Raw genomic sequence first — 16,790 nt, 5'->3', positions numbered from 1 at the left:
CCGTCTTTACTGATATACGCGTTTTTTCGTTCTCAGCACATCAGCGAGAAATGTGAGTGCAAGTCCCTGACCCCAGCCTTGTATTCGTTTGTAAGGCACTTGTTTGTATCCTTCCGCATTTTTCATGACGGCTGTTCCCGCGGATACTTTGCTGACCCGTCCGTCCTCTTCCACCGCATCCAAAATGGCGGCAAGTGATTTCTGCACGTATTTTGTATAGAGCTTCCCGCTCGACAGCAAAGCAGAAGCAATGCCCGCCGATGCCGAAACCTCCAAATACGAATCCGGATCATCCAAAATGGTATGCCACAGCCCTGAATCGTCCTGCAGCCGGACAAGCGCGCTCAGCTGGTCTCTGAGCGATCCGTCAATGATCATAAAAGAAGGATGCGTCACCTCAATGAGCGGGAGCGCTTTTGCCATCGTGAGCGAAGCCCAGCCATTCGCCCGCCCCCAATAAATCCCCGACAGGTGGTTTTGCGCTTTGTTGTCCCAGGCATGGTAATACAGATTGGTTACGGGGTCCTGCAGCACGTCCTCATGTCCATGAAACTGGCGCAGGCCGTCCTCGAAGTAATCCTCACGCTCCATCACACGGCCGATTCTCAGCATAAACAGCCCCGCCATCATCAGCGTATCCGCCCACGCCTGCTCAGGAAACACATAATCCGCCGAGTTCACCGTATGCTGAAGAATACCTTCTCCAAAGCGCGGCGCATGATGAAGCACATATTCCGCCATCTCGCCAGCCGTTTCCAAATAGACGTGATCTCCCGTCACCTGATGCAGAAACAAAAGCGTATGGCCGATTGATACACCGTTGATCGACAGCGGCGGCAGCCCATCCTCAAGCTGTTCATCCACCCACGTTTTTAACAGTTTGATATACTCCTCGTTTTCCGTCGCTTCATACGCCTCCGCCACGCCGTAAAATGCGACGCCGCCTGGCCAATCCCACGAAAAATCCATTTGAAATGTCCGTTTCACGATTCGGTCAATCACGGATGTGACCTTTTCTTCATCAAAGATAAGCTGTGCCATCTGCAACACTCCTTTTTATTTTAATCCGGTCGTACTGATGCCCTGAACGATATATTTTTGAAACAGAAAGAATACGAGAATCACAGGCAGCAAAGAGACGGCCGACATGGCAAACATCGCGCCCCAGTTCGAAGCGGATTCCGTATCGAGGAAAAGCTTCAGCGCAAGTGAAACAGGATAAAGCTCCGGCTTATTCAAATATAAGAGCGGCTGAATCAGCTCCTCCCACTTCCAATAGAAAGAAAAAATCGCAGACGTCGCAAGCGCCGGTGCAATGAGCGGCAGAATGATCCGCCAAAAACAGGAAAAGCGCCCGCACCCGTCGATTCTCGCTGCTTCATCCAGCTCCTCAGGGATCGTCCGGATAAACTGGATCATCAGAAAGATAAAAAACGCATGCCCGAAAAATTGCGGAACGACAATCGGTTTAAAAGAATTCAGCCAGTCTAATTTCGCAAACATAATGTACTGCGGAATCATCAGCACTTCATGCGGCAGCATTAACGTCCCCATCATACAGGCGAACCAAAATGCTTTTCCTTTAAACGGGATGCGCGCGAAGCCGTAGGCAATGACAGCCGATGACAGAACAGCGCCGATTGTAGACAGCCCGACAATGATCGCCGAGTTTTTAATAAAGGTCAAAAACGGCTGACCCGCAATGCCCTTCCACCCTTCAGCATAGTTGCTGAGAATAAAAGGATCTGGAATGAGAGAATGAGAGGTTGTGAAAATACTGGAGCTTTCTTTAAAAGAACTGACAAACAGCCAAATGACGGGATACAGCAATAACACCGCCAGTGACGCCGTAAAAACATGGAACAGAATGCGTTTTGGCTTGATGCGCCCGGCTTTTTTCCCTTCAAACACCGGGGCTTGCCTGACAGGCTGGTTGACCGGCTCCATCCGTTATTCCTCCTTTGATTCGTAGTGAACCCAATATGATGATGTTTTAAATAAAATCAGCGTAATCAGCCCGACAATGATCAGCATGATCCACGCCATCGCCGAGGCGTAGCCCATTTGAAAATAGTTAAACGCCCGCTGGAACAAATAGAGTGAATACAATAGCGTCCCGTCAAGCGGACCGCCCTCGCCTTTTGAGATGATATAGGCTGGGGTAAAGGTCATAAAAGCAGAAATCGTCTGCATGACCAGGTTAAAGAAAATAATCGGCGTCAGCATCGGAAGCGTGATCCTAAAGAAGCGCTGCACGCGGTTTGCGCCGTCCACGCTGGCCGCCTCCAAGTACGATGCCGGAATGTTTTTCAGCCCGGCCAGAAAAATCAGCATGGATGACCCAAACTGCCAGACGGACAGCAGAATCAGCGTCCATAACGCGCTTGTCGGGTCTTGGTACCAGAGAATTTTTTGATCGATCCCGACAAAAAACAGCAGCGCATTGATGACCCCGTCATTGCCGAAAATATTGCGCCACATAATGGCAACAGCCACACTTCCGCCGATGATAGAAGGCAGATAAAACAGCGTCCTGTAGATAGCCGTCCCCTTTGCCGCATTGTTTAAAATGACGGCAATAAAAAGCGCGAAGCCGAGGCGGAGCGGAACCCCGGCAAGCACATACGTGAAAGTGACCTTCAGCGACTGCCAATACTTTTCGTCACCCGTAAACATTTCCTTATAGTTATCGAGCCCGATCCATTTCGGCGCCGTAAACAGGTCGTAGCTTGTAAAGGACAGAAACAGGGACGCGCCCATCGGAATCACCGTAAAACAGAAGAAGCCGATAATAAACGGAGAAATAAAAGCATATCCCGCCAGATTGTCTTTTCTCATACTTCGGCTTATTTTCATTCTGTCAGCCCCATTTCCCGTCAATTATTCCTCTCTAAAATGTCATTGGCCTGCTTCCGGAACGTTTTGGCGGCTTTTTCCGGCGATACCTTCTGATACAGAATCTGATCAGATGTATCCTTCAGCAGCTTAATAACCTCCGCGCTTCCCACCGGCTCCGGCGGATCGGCTTTGCTGATATTTTTCGACGCGGCTTCCACATATTCCACAATGTTGGCCTCTTCCTCATTCAGCTCCGGTTTAATCGCATCTGCCACCTTGTCGGATACCGGAACGCCCCGCTCGCCTTTAATCAGCTGGTTCGCTTCTTCATTATTCACGAAGAAATCAATAAACTTCGCGGCCTCTTTTTTATGCTCTGAGCTTTTCGGAATAGAAAACAGCATACTCGGCTTCAGCGTCAGCGCTTTTTCCTTCATTTGCTGTGGCGGCAGATAGAGAGAAAGCGGCGAGTCTGTCAGCCGGGCAAAACCTAAATATTGATTCGAGTAGTTCCATGTAATGGCTGATTTGCCTTTGACAATAAAGTCATCTTCCATCCCTTTAATTTGGGCGCTTTCGTCCGGTGTTGGCGATGTTTTTGCTTTGACCAGTCTCAGCTGCCGCTCAAAATAGTCAACAAACAGCTTGTCATCCTGATACGCAAGGCCCGTGCCGTCCTCTTTATAAAAACGCTCACCCTTTGTGCGCAAATAATACGGGAAGAAAATATCAGGCGGGTGCATTCCGTTAGATCCGTATACGCCGGCTTTTTCCTGCAGCTCATACGCCAGCTTCTCATAATCCTTCCACGTCCAGTTTTCCTGATGAATTGAAACACCTGCTTTCTTCAGCAGATCATCATTGGCAATCACAGAAAGCACGTTGACCCCAAGTGTAAATCCGTAAAGCTTTCCGTCAATCTTTCCGCCGGACAGCATATTCTCATCGATTGAACTGACATCAATTGTTCCGTCCTTCATATATGGCGATAAATCCTCAAGCTGATTTTTCTTTCCGTATTGCGCCAAATATGCCGTATCCATTTGAATGACATCAGGCAGCTGGCCCGCGGCAGACATTGGCGCAAGCTTCTTCCAATAGTCATCCCAGTTCGCAAATTCCGCTTCAATATGGACGTGCGGATTCTTTTTCTCATATAATTCAATGACCTTTGTTGTATAGTCATGCCGCGGCTGTCCGCCCCACCATGCGATTCTGAGCGTAATGTCTTCCTTTTTCCCTGATGCTTCTTCACCCGCAGAACATCCGCTGAAAAACAAGACGCACACAAGTGACAGCAGCATGTAATAAACCTTCTTCACATCAATCCCCCCTTTTAATGTAAGTGCTTACATTATATTTTAAAGGGTTGTGACGGGGCGAAACACTCAAAAAACAGTGGCGAAAGTTAAAAAAACAGAGATGGCTATCCTGCGGAAGCGCCTCCCTGTTTTCTTCTGAATTCTGACGGTGTCAGACCGGTATATTTTTTAAAGACGAGACTGAAATACTTCGGATTATCACCGAATCCGATTTCTTCCGCGATTTCTGATACACTCACATCCCGCCTCAGCTTCATCTGCTTCATCGCATGCTCAAGACGCACCCGCGTAACATATTGGGAAAACTTTTCGCCTGTCTCCTGCTTAAAGATTTTCCCCAAATAATCAGGATTCATAAACAGCATATCTTTTGCTGCCCATTTCAGAGAGAGATTCGGATTGCCAAGCTCGTCGGCGACAAGCCTGGTGATTTTAGAAATCAATTCACTCCGCTTTTGGTCACCGGCCGTTTCAGTTGCTTCCCGGAACAGCTGTCCTGCGTCCTGCAGCTCCCCCGTCCGGCTGATGATTACCCGGCAGCCTGCAAAGCCGTCCGCCGCCTTTTTCTCCAGATCAGGCGTGCCCTCCTCCACGGCAAACACCGCACGTCCTCCGCTGCAGCAAAAAGCTGTCAGAGCGGAACCAAACGCCTCTCTGGCGGCAGAATCTTCAGGCTGAGTGTTCTCCGCGATGATAAGGCGAATCTTCTTACCTGCAAGCGAAGGCGGCGGAGACAGATGAGTGACACCGGCAATCAAGCCTTCCAGGTATTGATCAGCCGCAAAGGAACGGATATGATTCAGCTCATGTTTCAGGTGGGCGGCTTTCTTCTTCCGCACATCATGCAGCTTCAGCTCGGCGATGATTTCCTCTAATGATCGGATAATCTGCTGCTCATTGCAGGGCTTCAGCAAATAATGCCTTACCCCGTATTTCATCGCTTCCTTCGCGTACTCAAACTCCCCAAAACCAGACAGGACGATAAATTGCACGGACGGGCAGACGGCTGACACCTTTTTGATCAGCTCAAGCCCGTCCATACCGGGCATTTTTACATCAGTGATGACGATATGCGGCTGCTTGTTTACGATCTTCTCATACGCTTCAATTCCGTTCTGCGCTTTGCCGACTAAAGAAGCGCCAAGCGTCTCCCACTCAATGATCCCTGCCATACCGTCAAGAATGATCCTCTCATCATCAGCAAGCAGTATTTTGTACATCACACCACCTCATTTCGGCACGGTATTGTCAGCAAAATCGCGGTTCCCTTTCCTTTCTCACTTTGAATGCGTAAGCCATACGGCTCCCCGAACATCAGTCGGATGCGTTCATGAATATTCCAGAGCCCGATCCCTCTTCCGCCCGTTTTTTCAAGAATAGTTTCGTCCATGCCGGGCCCGTTATCTTCGACAGTAATACAGACGCAGTCCTCCGTTTTTTTCGCTTGAAGGCGGATGGCGCATGGCCGAGTAAAAGGCTCAAGCGCGTATTGAATCGCATTCTCCGCCAGCGGCTGGAGTGTCAGCTTCGGAATTCGGCAATGCTTCACCTCATCGGCGATGTCCAGTGTGAAGTTCAAGCGCTCCTCAAACCGGAACCGCTGAATCGTCATATAGTGAAGCACAATATCCGCCTCCTCCTGAAGGGTCACTGTATCTTCTTTGATGTGAATGCTGTTTCGCAGGAGAAAACCGAGCGATTCCACCATTTGAGAAATTTGCTTCTGCTGATTCGCTTTCGCCAGCCAATTGATGGACTCAAGCGTGTTATACAAAAAATGCGGGTTGATCTGGGCTTGCAGCGCCTTCAACTCTGTTTCTTTAATAATAAGCTGCTTTTCCACATTTTCTTCCATCAGCTCATTGATCCGCTTCATCATCACGGTAAAATGGCGGTTCAGCGTTCCGGCCTCATCTTGTGTATGTTCCGGCAATGACAGCGACACGCCCGCCTCAATCCCGCCGTGCTGCACCGATTTCATTGCGGATACAAGCTGCTCGATCGGCTCTGTGATGCTGTTGGCAATCTTCCGCCCGAAAAGCAAAACTACACTGAAAAACAAAAGAAAACACGTACCGATCACCGTTTTCATAAAGGAAATTTTCGCGAACATCTGATCAAAGGGGATGACATTGTAGTAGCTCCAGTTTTGATAGGATGATTGAAGGAAAGAAATAAAATAACGTTTGCCATTCTTTTTTACCAAGTCATAACCAGGATGCCGCAGCGTCTGCTTTGTCATCTCAGGCGTAAGCACCGATGCATGTGCCGAATACACCAGATTGCCGTCCTTGTCTGCGATCATCATGTCTCCGACCGAATCGCCCCAATCCTTCGGCAAGTCACGAATCATCTGTTTCACATTCACTTGAATCAGCACCATTCCCAAGCCATTTAAACTCAGCTGATGAAACGATCTGATTTGCCGCGCTGAAATCAGTACAGGATCTGAACTGCCTAGGGTCATCCAAAGATTTCTGCCTTTTTGCGCTTTCGCCCGTTCAAATACCTCTTCCTGCTGCTGCTTCATAAGGTCCGATGAACTGCTTCCGGCGGAATACTCTGAGCCGCGGGCATCAATCAAATGAATCGAATCAATGTACTTTTCATCGCCGGCATATTGCGCAAGCTGATCCCACAGCTCCTGCTTCATTTGATACTGGTCATACGTATCATCACGGTTTTGCATGCTGAGAATGCGCTGAATTTGTTCATCGGTAATGATTTCATATGATACATCTTCAATTTTCTTCAGCTCGTCTTCAATCCGTTCAGAAGACATCCGCAGCACTTCCGAGGATTTGCGGTAAATCTGCTCATCATAGACATGAAAAGCGTACTGCACCCCGCTGTATACAAACAGAAAGGACACGGCCATGATCAATGACAGAAACACAAACAGCTTATCCTTAATCTTCATTCGCCTGTACCAGCCCGCGACTCTTCCTTTCATGCCGCCTTTTCTTTCTCCTGACGCTGATCTATTGACATAAATGCTGTAAAGGACAGTTTCGTTAACAACAAGCTCAGCGCGCTGCCGCTGAAAAACAGCAAAAACGTCACATGAAACAGCACTAGAAACAACATTCCGACCGCACCCGCTGCCATCATCAGCGTCACCAATGGCCGGCTGAAGGCAATCAAAAAGCTGATGCTCAGCACCTGTCTGAGCTTTACATCAAAATGAGAAAAGACCGGAAACACATATAACAGCACAAACACGAAAATCAATCCGATGCTCATAAACACATTCACCAGCACAGGCTGATTCATCTGAGCGGCAATCCGTATATCCGCAAACAAAAACAAGCCGGCCGTCACAAGAATGAGCCCCAACAGCTGAGCTGCACCCCACTCCTTCTTAAACGTCCGGATAAACAAAGAAAACACCGGGACATCCGTGTTCCCCTTCGCCCACTCTCTCGCCACTGAAAACATCGCGGCCGTAGCAGGCATCAACCCAAACACGACGAGCCCGGCAAGAGAAAACAAGATCCACAGCACATTTACATAAGCCAGTCTCATCACCCATGTACAAAAACGATTCAGCCCATTTGTCAGGCTATGTATCATCGACATCACCTTCCCACTACAGAAAACGCTTTCATTGCAAAGTAATATGTATTTCTCCACTCGAAAGAAAATTCCTGCCGCCCCGTAAAAAATTCGACATCTTTTGAGACGGCACATGTCTTACCTTCTCCTGATTTGCCTTTTCAACAGCCGGAACACTGTCTCGATCAAGTACCCGGCAAACGCTCCGACTATCACATGAATCCCAAGCATGCCCAGCGCCATGCCATCCCAGCCGCCGACAAAAAAGATGCTGCACTAAATTGTGATCACACCGAGAACAAGCAGCCCACCCAGTATCCATTCCGGCCATTTATTTTGCGGCATCCTCAACCGCAGAAAAATGGAGACACAAGCGGAAATACAAGCCGTCGCAATGGCCATCACATAAAAAAGATCATCCGCCCTTTCCTCCCTTTTCAAAAAGGCAAAAAAGCCCCCTAAAAAGGACGCTTATTCTGACTTGTTCAGTTCTTTCTCAAACAAATGAAACCCCGAGGCATCTGATCCCTTGAATTCATATCCCATTCTCCGGTAGAAGGAATGCAAGGCGTCGTTATCAGCAACACAATCAAGACGGATCCGCTGTTTCCCCGGATACTCAACACCTGTCTCCGTCCATGTGAGAATCTCGGCCCCAAGCCCATTCCCCGCAAACCGGCGGCTGACCGCCAGACGATGCAAATAAATGGACTCTTCGTGCCCCTCGTCTCCCCAAAGCGTTCTGTCCCACTCGCTCGGCTCAGGCAGAAGCATCACTACACCGGCCAGCTCTTGATCTTTCTGGAACACAAACACATGTCCGCTTTCAATTGAGCCAACAATATCATGTGAGTCATGCCCCTCCAGCAGCCCGCTCCATTGGTCAGAGCCCTGGTCCCGCAGCCATTCAGCCGTACGGACGAGCAGTCCCGTTATTTGCTCTGCATCCTCACGATCTGCCAGGCAGGCGTAAAAATCATTTGCGACAGTTTCTTTCGTAATCTTAAAAGATGTCATAAAGGCCCCCCGATCAAAACTAAACTTACATGCATACCTTCATTATAATGCAAGCAAACGACAAAAAAACAGAATATTTTGTCTGTATGTAAAAGGACGCATGAAGGGAGCCCCCGCTGCCTGTTAAAAGAGTTTCTTCTTATCCCTTTCTTCTTTTAAAATCTCAACCGCTTCCCTGAAGCGCATAGAATGCACAATTTCACGTTCACGCAAAAACCGCAGAGAATCGTTCAAATCAGGATCATCCGAAATATCAATCAGCCACTGATACGTCGCACGCGCTTTTTCTTCTGCTGCGATATCTTCATACAAATCCGCAATCGGATCGCCTTTCGCCTGAATATAGCTTGCCGTAAAAGGCACCCCCGCCGCATTGTGATAAAAAAGCGCGCCGTCATGATTCGCGTAATGATCGCCAAGCCCGGCTTCACGCAGCTGCTCCGGCGTCGCATCTTTCGTCAGCTTATACACCATCGTCGCAATCATTTCCAGATGAGCAAACTCCTCCGTGCCGATATCTGTTAAAAGGCCGATGACCTTATCAGGAATGGTATAACGCTGGTTCAAATACCGGAGAGCCGCGGCCAGCTCGCCGTCCGCTCCGCCATATTGCTCAATCAAATACTTTGCCAGCGTCGGATTGCACGTGCTGACCTTGACGGGATATTGCAGCTTCTTTTCATACACCCACATTCAAGCATTCCTCCTTATACTTGCCACGGCCATGGCCCTCGATTCCAATCCCAATCCTCACCCGCGGGGCTGTTGCCGTACTGCAAAAGCGGTCCGTAAGATGATTCGAACTGTCTTTTTAAGTGCCTCGAATAACCGGAATATTGATTAAATTGCTTTAGCGCGTCTTCATCATCAGGATGTGTATCTAAATACAGACTCAGCTCAACAAGCACAAAATCCGCTGCTTGAATCTGCTCAAGCTGGCGGTAATATTCCGCATCAACCTTTTTTGTCATGTGTGTCTCCCCCTCGATAAGGATTTTCATAAAAATCATAGAGATCCTTCCAAAGGGTGCCTTTCCTTAAAGCCTCCATCGGTGAAAACTGCTCCATATGCTCAGGCTGAAAGGTCATATAGAGGTTAGGCGGCGTTCTGTAATATTTCTTCCCTATGGGCGGACAGGGATCAAAACGGCTGTGAAAGGGCGTGTATGATTTAACAGGTGTAAACGGCTGCATATCCTTCATTCTGGCTCCTCCTTTCTCAAAAACAATGACCTTAATAGGTATGAGGCAGGAGGCGTCATTATGACAAAAATCTTAATAAGGAAGCTTGATTTGTTTTTCTATACCCGCAATCCGGAGAGGTCCCAAAAGCGTTAAACGTGTTAATTGATTTGCCATAAATAAAGGACTGTACTTCATGCCGCTTTCCAGCCAGGAACAAATCACCCCGATATGGGCGGAGGTGATATAGCTGACCAGTATCTCTTTCGGAATCTGAAGCTGTTTCTCAGATTCTTCAATGGATGAAAGCAATTCTTCGTAAATTCGTTTCTGAACGAATTCCGCCATCAGACTTCTGAATTGAGGAAGCCCTCTGTCACTCAGCATCACTTGAAAGTACTCGGCGTGTTCATGGATGTACTCAAAGAGCCTCACAAATGAAACAGGCGGATGATCCTCATCCATACTGACCGGTTCCACCGGCGTCTCAGGCTTAACCTGCCGGATCAAATCATCGAGAACCTCCGTCATGCTTTGAAACAGAAAATCCTGTTTATCCCGATAGTGCAAATAAAAAGTGCCGCGGGTCAGATCCGCTTTTTCAGTAATTTCCTGAATCGTAATCGAATTGGCTTCTTTTTCTTTCAGCAATGCGATCAAAGCGTCTCTTAAATATTTGTTCGTTCTTTTGACTCTCGGATCTACTTTATGCTTTTTAGACATTTTTTACCTCCATGTCTAACTTTTATTTTCTTCTGGACAAATCATCAGCTGATGTCTTCTTCTAAACGTTTGCACGTTCTCTGTTTATTGACCTTTTCCCAAAATCTACTGTACCATGAACTTACATCTTGTACATGATGTAAAGTAATAAACACGGTGTTCATTACCTATTGAAACGAAGCTTCGTGACGTAAAATGAGTGCACTCCATCTGATCTACACCAGACATGAAAAAGAGAGGAGCCTTTTGACATGAATGGAAAAATCGCATTAGAAGAGCACTGGGAATCTCCTGATTTTCCGGCAACGGGAAGTCACAATTTTACTGACGATGAATATTTCAGCGCTGTCCAAAAACGATTGCAGGAATTCGAGAAACGGATTGAAGACATGGATAAAAACGGCATCCAAACGTCGATTCTCTCATTAACCCAGCCGGGGATTGAAGGAATCACCGATCCTGACAGAGCTGTGAAACTCGCCAAGCAAATGAACGATCACGCTGCGGAATTCTTCGTTTCCAAACATCCAGACCGTTTTAAAGCATTTGCGGCGGTTCCGCTTCAAGATCCTGAAGAAGCAGCGAAGGAGCTGGAGCGGGCAGTAAACGAACTCGGTTTTGTCGGCGCCTTGGTCAACGGCTACAGTAATATCGGAGACGAAAATACCGCTCAATATTTAGACGAGCCACAGGTACGCCCTTTCTGGGAGAAAGCTGCACAGCTTCAGGTTCCCGTCTATCTGCATCCGCGTATTCCGCTGCCAAATCAGCAGCGTATCTATGAAGGCTACGAAGGCCTCCTCGGCTCAGCATGGGGCTTTGGCGTTGAAACAGCAACACACGCCATCCGCCTGATTCTGAACGGCCTGTTTGACGAATACCCTGATTTGACCGTAATTCTCGGACACTTAGGCGAGGGTCTGCCATTTACGCTGCCGCGCGTCGAACACAGACTGCGCCATCAGCGCCCTGAGACCCATGGAAACCATAAAAAAGCGCCGACTGAATACCTCCGCAAAAACTTTTATCTCACAACAAGCGGCGTATTCAGAACACAGGCATTAATTGATACATTGTTAGAGGTCGGCTCAGACCGCATCTTATTCTCGGTGGACTATCCGTATGAATCGATGGAAGAAATCTCTTTCTGGTTTGACCACTGTCCAATCAGTGAAACGGACCGATTGAAAATAGGCACCGAAAACGCGGCCAGCCTTTTTAAACTCAATAGCTAAAAAGAAGACCTTCGGCAGAGCCGAAGGTCTTTCTAGACTATTCAGTCCAAAATAAGGTCAGCGCGTCCAGTACGAAACGTGATCAGCCGCAAACTCATCCAGCGAGCGGGGCTCTTTTCCCGTGACACGCTTCACTGTATCCGTCACCCGGTGTTCGGCACCATGGCGAATCGCTTCTTCTAATTCCGCCATAAAGCGGGCGTAATCCGCAGGCAAACCTGCTGTTTCCATCCTGTTTTGCAGTTCGGAAGAAGAAATGCTGACATGCGTCACCGGACGTCCCGCCGCGGCTCCGATGATCTCCGCCGCTTCAGCGTAGCTCAGCGCCTCAGGTCCCGTCAGAATATGATGAGTATTATGAGGCGCAATGTCAATCAAAGCACGCACTCCTGTTTCCGCAATATCATCAGCATCAATAAAACCAAGTTTCCCTTCACCCGCCGCCGTGATGATTTGCCCCTCAGTTTGAATGGACATGCGATGCTGGACATTGATGAAGTTTTGCATGAAGTATGACGGCCGCAGCACCGCCCATTCCGGAAACCCGCGTACTGCACGATGCAATGCCCCAAACACAGGACCATCCTCAGAAACAGCGGACGCGCTGAGCATCACCACACGTTCAGCACCGAGCCGCTTTGCTTCCTTTAAAAATGGAAGCACATAAGGAGACGGATCAAACACACCAACCGGCGCAACGAGGTAAATCCGCTTCACCCGCTCCAATGCAGGCGTAAAGCTGGACTCATCCTTCCAATCAAAATATACATACTCCGCATTGCTAATCTCGCCCTTTTTCCTGCTCGCGATGCGAACGCTGTAACCCTGCTCAATTAACCGTTTAGCAATCCGGCTCCCTGTCGTGCCGGTTCCTCCCGTAATCAGAATCTGATCGTGACTCATCATTTTTCATCCTCCTCTGTTTGTATAAATGTTTCAATGGTTTCTCCAAACGTCTTATTGACGACAAGCGGATTCCAATAATCCTTATAATGCAAAATGCTGCCGTCCTTCGTTTCAATCACACTGATATAGGTTTGCCGGTAAGGCAGCCCAGTCGCAATCGCATATCCTTCACATTGAAACTCCGCAATGATCGTGTTTGTATCAGCCGAACGATACACTGTCGGAGCAGTAAACGCAGAAATATGAATGTTATCAGGAAAATCCTTAATATAATCGTAAATGGCCGCCTTCCCCTCAATTCTTTCCGGAAATCCCTCTGGCGCATAGGGAAACTCCAACACAGCATGTTCATCCCACAGCTCTGTCCAGCTCTCCATATCCTTTTCAAGCATATATTGCATAAATTGATTCAGTGTGTCACATGCTTTTTCGTATTCCGTCATCATCATGGATCATCACCTCGTATTTTATTTTAGACCACTCAGTCCGAAAAATGCGTCAAAGGGCTAAGCACCCTTTATCAAAAAAAGTCAATCAAGGACAGATAAACTCACTTCAACATAATCCTGAAGCTGGTCAAAATCAGCAGAAACCTTAGCGATAAACGTCAGAGACAGCCTGCTCTGGTTTAAATAACGGGCAAGCGCCGATATATCAAGATGTTCCTTCAATTCTCCTTCAGCCTGTGCCCTTCTCAGTGCCTGATAAAAGGCCGCCTCAAGCTTTTTCGTCTGCCCTTCAAAGTACTGGGCAAGGTCCGAATCATGCGGGATTTGTTCAATAGCGCTGTTGATGATAAAACAAGCCTTTGAACGTTCAGGATCTTTCAGGACATTCACACCCTCCTGAAAAATATCACGAATGGCTTCCTTGACAGAGCCCGGTGCCTCAAGCCTTTCCACAACAGCCGCGTTTTTTCCCTCAAGATACGTTTTCACAGCGGACAAAAACAGATCCCGCTTCGTTCCATACGTATCGTACAAACTCTGGCGCGCAATGCCTAAATGAGAGAGCAGCTCCTGAAGAGACGTGCCTTCGTAGCCATACTCTCCAAAAACCTCTATCGCTCTGCGTAAAACAAGCGCGGTATCGAATTCTTTATTCCTACCCAAACGAATATCACCTCCTGCAAGATGATATTACCTTTTCCAGACTGAACAGTCAAGAAAAAGAAAAAGAAAAAAACACCCTTGATCAGCAAGAGTGTCCGTTCTCCACGCTTTTTATTTATGGCCGTCTTTTCCCCAGTGCCCCATTTGGTGGTGATGGTGCCCGTAGTTACCATCATGATGCCCATAATTTCCGTCCTCATGATGGCCGTAATTTCCATCCTGATGGTGTCCGTAATTTCCATCAGGGTAATGCTGGTGATGTCCATCATTATCATAATGCATTCCGTAGCTCGGATAACTCATTGAGCTCGGATAGCCTCCGCTTGGGTAGCCGCCGAATCCTCCAGACACGCCATAACCCGGGTAGCCTGCGCCTCCATAACCTGGTTGGCCCATCCCCGTATACATGCCATGGCCTGGATAGCCCGCGCCTCCATACATGCCGAATCCCGGACCGCCTGCACCATAGCCTGGGTAAGCGCCAAAACCGGGTCCGCAGCAGAAGTGTCTTGTATCAGTCATATCCAATCTCTCCTTCACATAGGTTACAGTCCAGCGTATGAGAAGAGCTTGCAGATCGTATAGACACCTGCCTATAAACAGATAAAACAATTTCCCGGACAATAAAAAAGGAGCAGACCATGACAGTCTGCTCCTTTTTTATTCACCAAGATCTACGTTATGATACACCTGCTGAACGTCTTCCAAGTCCTCTAACGCGTCAATCAGCTTTTCGAACTGTTCCTTCGCGTCCTCAGGAAGTGTCACTTCACTTTGCGCAAGCATGGTCAGCTCCGCTACCGTAAATTCCTCAACTCCCGCGTTTTTAAATGCCTCCTGCACTGCATGGAATTGATCCGGCTCCGCATAGACGATCACGCTGTCATCCTCTTCTAAAATATCGCGGACATCTACATCCGCTTCCATGAGAATTTCAAGCGCTTCATCAGCCGTTTTGCCTTCCACACCAATAACAGCCGTTGCGTCAAACATGTAAGCAACAGATCCGCTCACACCCATGTTTCCGCCGTTTTTTCCGAACGCCGCACGCACTTCCGGCGCCGTACGGTTCACATTATTCGTCAGCGCATCAACGATAATCATTGATCCGTTCGGCCCGAAGCCCTCATAACGAAGCTCATCATAATTTTCTTCCGCTCCGCCCTTCGCCTTCTCGATCGCACGTTCAATGATATTTTTCGGCACACTGTAAGTCTTCGCGCGCTCAAGCACAACCTTCAGCGCCTGATTAGATTCCGGATCAGGCTCGCCCTGCTTTGCCGCCACATAAATCTCACGGCCAAACTTTGCGTAAACCCGACTCGTATTTGCGTCCTTAGACGCCTTCTTCTCTTTAATATTGTTCCACTTACGGCCCATGATGTTCCACTCTCTTTCATTTATATCAATCTAAATACTGTTATTCACTTTAACCATTATACCTCAAATGCTTTGGTTGTTTCGAGTGTCTTGCGTTAGAAATAGAAGGAATGCGGCAGTTTAAAAGTACGAGACGACACAAACTTCCAATAAAGCAAGAAAAAAAGCCCTAGCTAAGGGCTTTCTTATCCGGATCAGTCATGACATGATGAGGGGAATGATCGATATACGTCGTGTTTCGATCCGTTGATTCCTTAAAATCGCCGGACTGTGTCAAGAAAGGAACCGCAATGCTTCCGCAAATAAGGGGAACAGCAAGACACATCATCACTTTTTTCTTAATAAGCATATAAACACTCTCCTTTTTGAATATCCTCTTGCGCTTGCAGCACTTTTCGGTAAAGCACAGCAGCATCTTCAAAATGACAGCGGCTTTCAAATACAGATGCCGCACTTTGGGCACATGCTTCCACATAGGCGTGCAGATTCTTTTCTTCAAAGCAGCTCAATACATCATGAATCCTGTCTTCATCCATAACATCTTTGTACAACGCCTGTAAGAACGTATACAATTCTTTATAGTATTTATGGTGAAGCATACTAGGATATTTTTTGATATATTCTAAGCCTTCATCTATAAACTGAAACGCCTGCTGTTTTTGTCCAGCTTTACATAATGTCCAGCTTAACCCAAACAGTACTTTCGGCAGCAAGTCAGGGACCGTTTCTCTGCTTACTTTCGCCGCTTTTTGGAAGTGCTCAATTGCCAAATCATATCTTCCTGACCTGTCATAACTGTTGGCAATGTTCAATAAAGAGATGCCAATGAACCGGTCGTTTTGAATGTCCATTGCCAGCTCCAGCGCCTTTCTTAAATGCGGGAGCGCTTTATCATAGCATCTGAAGTCATCATAATTTCCCGCTACGATAAACAAGCTTTGTATTCTTCTCATGCTATATAACGGATGATCTTGATAAATGTCTAAGGCTTGAAGAATATGATGCATCGAGACATGAGTTTGTTTCATATTGTAATATGCTTCTGCCACTTTAAAATGAAATTCCGCTTTCTCGATTTCATCTGTTACAAACGGAAGCTCCTTCTCCGCCTCACGGTAAGATCCAATCGCTTCAACATATTCTTTCTGATCAAATTCATACATGCCGCGGAAAAACAGAGAGTAGTATTTCAAAAGACCTGTGAGTTTTTTCTGAGGGGCTTCAATCGTTTCTAAAAGCTCTGTCACTGTAGGGCGATTCCCGTATGTTTGTCCCGGCTCCAAATAATCCAGCATCAGCTGGTGCCGAAAACACATCAGAGAATAATAGATCAGCAAATCTTGATCCTCTTCCATCTGCTGAATGTCCTGCTCCACTTCCGCTTTCAGCACCTCAGCATCCGGAACACTGAACTGGCGAATCATCTTGTACCATTCATTAATCTTAACACCAACACGCGAAGATGGTATGGCTTGCTTCACTCGCTTCCCTCCCTCTCTGTAAGATATGTCATATTCTAT

21 protein-coding genes are annotated in these 16,790 nt (G+C 47.5%); 1 reads left to right on the top strand and 20 read right to left on the bottom strand.

Annotated features, from left to right (window positions below; translation table 11 throughout):
- Window positions 1-6: 6 nt before the first annotated feature.
- The 13 genes from yesR to NYE43_RS03760 form a co-directional block, all read right to left on the bottom strand.
- On the bottom strand, window positions 7-1,041 hold the full coding sequence (gene yesR / locus NYE43_RS03820; RefSeq protein WP_103672151.1) for a rhamnogalacturonyl hydrolase YesR: 1,035 nt from the start codon (window positions 1,039-1,041) through the stop codon (window positions 7-9).
- 15 nt (window positions 1,042-1,056) lie between these two features.
- Window positions 1,057-1,947, bottom strand: coding sequence for a carbohydrate ABC transporter permease (locus NYE43_RS03815; protein ID WP_341060964.1), 891 nt, complete (start codon window positions 1,945-1,947; stop codon window positions 1,057-1,059).
- 3 nt (window positions 1,948-1,950) lie between these two features.
- The gene (locus NYE43_RS03810; protein ID WP_038954162.1) at window positions 1,951-2,880 is read right to left on the bottom strand and encodes a carbohydrate ABC transporter permease; all 930 of its coding nucleotides are present in this window, start codon (window positions 2,878-2,880) and stop codon (window positions 1,951-1,953) included.
- Window positions 2,877-4,160, bottom strand: coding sequence for an ABC transporter substrate-binding protein (locus tag NYE43_RS03805; protein ID WP_216394797.1), 1,284 nt, complete (start codon window positions 4,158-4,160; stop codon window positions 2,877-2,879). Before NYE43_RS03805 ends, NYE43_RS03810 begins: the two co-directional genes overlap by 4 nt.
- A 104-nt stretch (window positions 4,161-4,264) precedes the next feature.
- The gene (locus NYE43_RS03800; RefSeq protein WP_341060961.1) at window positions 4,265-5,380 is read right to left on the bottom strand and encodes a response regulator transcription factor; all 1,116 of its coding nucleotides are present in this window, start codon (window positions 5,378-5,380) and stop codon (window positions 4,265-4,267) included.
- Window positions 5,380-7,113: a cache domain-containing sensor histidine kinase gene (locus tag NYE43_RS03795; protein ID WP_326230324.1), complete on the bottom strand. Its 1,734-nt coding sequence runs from the start codon at window positions 7,111-7,113 to the stop codon at window positions 5,380-5,382. Before NYE43_RS03795 ends, NYE43_RS03800 begins: the two co-directional genes overlap by 1 nt.
- Entirely contained in the window at window positions 7,110-7,739 is a 630-nt protein-coding gene (locus tag NYE43_RS03790) for a YesL family protein (RefSeq protein ID WP_106021481.1), read from the bottom strand. Before NYE43_RS03790 ends, NYE43_RS03795 begins: the two co-directional genes overlap by 4 nt.
- Window positions 7,740-7,853: 114 nt before the next feature.
- A complete protein-coding gene (locus NYE43_RS21685; protein WP_445662057.1) occupies window positions 7,854-7,985 on the bottom strand; it encodes a YesK family protein in 132 nt (43 codons plus the stop codon).
- 201 nt (window positions 7,986-8,186) lie between these two features.
- Entirely contained in the window at window positions 8,187-8,732 is a 546-nt protein-coding gene (locus NYE43_RS03780) for a GNAT family N-acetyltransferase (RefSeq protein ID WP_341060955.1), read from the bottom strand.
- Window positions 8,733-8,855: 123 nt separating this feature from the next.
- Window positions 8,856-9,425 (bottom strand): spore coat protein CotJC, encoded by a 570-nt coding sequence (gene cotJC, locus NYE43_RS03775; protein WP_024120490.1) that lies wholly within the window; start codon window positions 9,423-9,425, stop codon window positions 8,856-8,858.
- Between the two features lie 14 nt (window positions 9,426-9,439).
- Window positions 9,440-9,703 carry a spore coat protein CotJB gene (gene cotJB / locus NYE43_RS03770; protein ID WP_024120489.1) on the bottom strand — a complete coding sequence of 88 codons (264 nt, stop codon included), beginning with the start codon at window positions 9,701-9,703 and terminating at the stop codon, window positions 9,440-9,442.
- Complete coding sequence (gene cotJA / locus NYE43_RS03765; RefSeq protein WP_024120488.1) at window positions 9,687-9,935, bottom strand: spore coat-associated protein CotJA; 249 nt, start codon at window positions 9,933-9,935, stop codon at window positions 9,687-9,689. Before cotJA ends, cotJB begins: the two co-directional genes overlap by 17 nt.
- A gap of 72 nt (window positions 9,936-10,007) precedes the next feature.
- On the bottom strand, window positions 10,008-10,637 hold the full coding sequence (locus tag NYE43_RS03760) for a TetR/AcrR family transcriptional regulator (RefSeq protein WP_024120487.1): 630 nt from the start codon (window positions 10,635-10,637) through the stop codon (window positions 10,008-10,010).
- 251 nt (window positions 10,638-10,888) lie between these two features.
- Between NYE43_RS03760 and NYE43_RS03755 the strand changes: the two genes are divergently transcribed.
- Complete coding sequence (locus NYE43_RS03755; protein WP_216394793.1) at window positions 10,889-11,872, top strand: amidohydrolase family protein; 984 nt, start codon at window positions 10,889-10,891, stop codon at window positions 11,870-11,872.
- Between the two features lie 57 nt (window positions 11,873-11,929).
- Here NYE43_RS03755 and NYE43_RS03750 read toward each other — a convergent pair whose 3' ends face one another.
- From NYE43_RS03750 to NYE43_RS03720, 7 genes are all read right to left on the bottom strand, one after another.
- Window positions 11,930-12,778 carry an NmrA family NAD(P)-binding protein gene (locus NYE43_RS03750; protein ID WP_101860620.1) on the bottom strand — a complete coding sequence of 283 codons (849 nt, stop codon included), beginning with the start codon at window positions 12,776-12,778 and terminating at the stop codon, window positions 11,930-11,932.
- Window positions 12,775-13,227: a nuclear transport factor 2 family protein gene (locus NYE43_RS03745; protein ID WP_024120485.1), complete on the bottom strand. Its 453-nt coding sequence runs from the start codon at window positions 13,225-13,227 to the stop codon at window positions 12,775-12,777. Before NYE43_RS03745 ends, NYE43_RS03750 begins: the two co-directional genes overlap by 4 nt.
- 81 nt (window positions 13,228-13,308) lie before the next feature.
- Window positions 13,309-13,890 carry a TetR/AcrR family transcriptional regulator gene (locus NYE43_RS03740; protein ID WP_103672145.1) on the bottom strand — a complete coding sequence of 194 codons (582 nt, stop codon included), beginning with the start codon at window positions 13,888-13,890 and terminating at the stop codon, window positions 13,309-13,311.
- A gap of 111 nt (window positions 13,891-14,001) precedes the next feature.
- Window positions 14,002-14,412 carry a spore coat protein gene (locus NYE43_RS03735; protein WP_103672144.1) on the bottom strand — a complete coding sequence of 137 codons (411 nt, stop codon included), beginning with the start codon at window positions 14,410-14,412 and terminating at the stop codon, window positions 14,002-14,004.
- Between the two features lie 138 nt (window positions 14,413-14,550).
- Window positions 14,551-15,270 carry a YebC/PmpR family DNA-binding transcriptional regulator gene (locus NYE43_RS03730; RefSeq protein ID WP_010333282.1) on the bottom strand — a complete coding sequence of 240 codons (720 nt, stop codon included), beginning with the start codon at window positions 15,268-15,270 and terminating at the stop codon, window positions 14,551-14,553.
- Window positions 15,271-15,439: 169 nt separating this feature from the next.
- Window positions 15,440-15,619, bottom strand: coding sequence for a phosphatase RapH inhibitor (locus NYE43_RS03725; protein ID WP_095714363.1), 180 nt, complete (start codon window positions 15,617-15,619; stop codon window positions 15,440-15,442).
- Window positions 15,609-16,751, bottom strand: a complete 1,143-nt coding sequence (locus NYE43_RS03720; protein ID WP_216394789.1) for a response regulator aspartate phosphatase — start codon at window positions 16,749-16,751, stop codon at window positions 15,609-15,611. The genes NYE43_RS03725 and NYE43_RS03720 overlap by 11 nt, the downstream gene beginning before the upstream one ends.
- Window positions 16,752-16,790: the final 39 nt, after the last annotated feature.

The sequence above is a fragment of the Bacillus sp. FSL R5-0434 genome (assembly GCF_038004745.1).
In the GTDB taxonomy this organism is placed as follows: domain Bacteria; phylum Bacillota; class Bacilli; order Bacillales; family Bacillaceae; genus Bacillus; species Bacillus halotolerans.
This window is presented reverse-complemented; position numbering and strand designations above follow the sequence as displayed.

What these genes read in the sequence shown, in the direction of transcription:
- NYE43_RS03760 (WP_024120487.1), bottom strand. Translation starts at nt 10,637, where the DNA reads ATGTCTAAAAAGCATAAAGTAGATCCGAGAGTCAAAAGAACGAACAAA.
- NYE43_RS03790 (WP_106021481.1), bottom strand. Translation starts at nt 7,739, where the DNA reads ATGTCGATGATACATAGCCTGACAAATGGGCTGAATCGTTTTTGTACA.
- NYE43_RS03735 (WP_103672144.1), bottom strand. Translation starts at nt 14,412, where the DNA reads ATGACTGATACAAGACACTTCTGCTGCGGACCCGGTTTTGGCGCTTAC.
- yesR (WP_103672151.1), bottom strand. Translation starts at nt 1,041, where the DNA reads ATGGCACAGCTTATCTTTGATGAAGAAAAGGTCACATCCGTGATTGAC.
- NYE43_RS03725 (WP_095714363.1), bottom strand. Translation starts at nt 15,619, where the DNA reads ATGCTTATTAAGAAAAAAGTGATGATGTGTCTTGCTGTTCCCCTTATT.
- NYE43_RS03780 (WP_341060955.1), bottom strand. Translation starts at nt 8,732, where the DNA reads ATGACATCTTTTAAGATTACGAAAGAAACTGTCGCAAATGATTTTTAC.
- NYE43_RS03730 (WP_010333282.1), bottom strand. Translation starts at nt 15,270, where the DNA reads ATGGGCCGTAAGTGGAACAATATTAAAGAGAAGAAGGCGTCTAAGGAC.
- NYE43_RS03795 (WP_326230324.1), bottom strand. Translation starts at nt 7,113, where the DNA reads ATGAAAGGAAGAGTCGCGGGCTGGTACAGGCGAATGAAGATTAAGGAT.
- NYE43_RS03755 (WP_216394793.1), top strand. Translation starts at nt 10,889, where the DNA reads ATGAATGGAAAAATCGCATTAGAAGAGCACTGGGAATCTCCTGATTTT.
- NYE43_RS03815 (WP_341060964.1), bottom strand. Translation starts at nt 1,947, where the DNA reads ATGGAGCCGGTCAACCAGCCTGTCAGGCAAGCCCCGGTGTTTGAAGGG.
- cotJA (WP_024120488.1), bottom strand. Translation starts at nt 9,935, where the DNA reads ATGAAGGATATGCAGCCGTTTACACCTGTTAAATCATACACGCCCTTT.
- NYE43_RS03750 (WP_101860620.1), bottom strand. Translation starts at nt 12,778, where the DNA reads ATGATGAGTCACGATCAGATTCTGATTACGGGAGGAACCGGCACGACA.
- cotJC (WP_024120490.1), bottom strand. Translation starts at nt 9,425, where the DNA reads ATGTGGGTGTATGAAAAGAAGCTGCAATATCCCGTCAAGGTCAGCACG.
- NYE43_RS03800 (WP_341060961.1), bottom strand. Translation starts at nt 5,380, where the DNA reads ATGTACAAAATACTGCTTGCTGATGATGAGAGGATCATTCTTGACGGT.
- NYE43_RS03745 (WP_024120485.1), bottom strand. Translation starts at nt 13,227, where the DNA reads ATGATGATGACGGAATACGAAAAAGCATGTGACACACTGAATCAATTT.
- cotJB (WP_024120489.1), bottom strand. Translation starts at nt 9,703, where the DNA reads ATGACAAAAAAGGTTGATGCGGAATATTACCGCCAGCTTGAGCAGATT.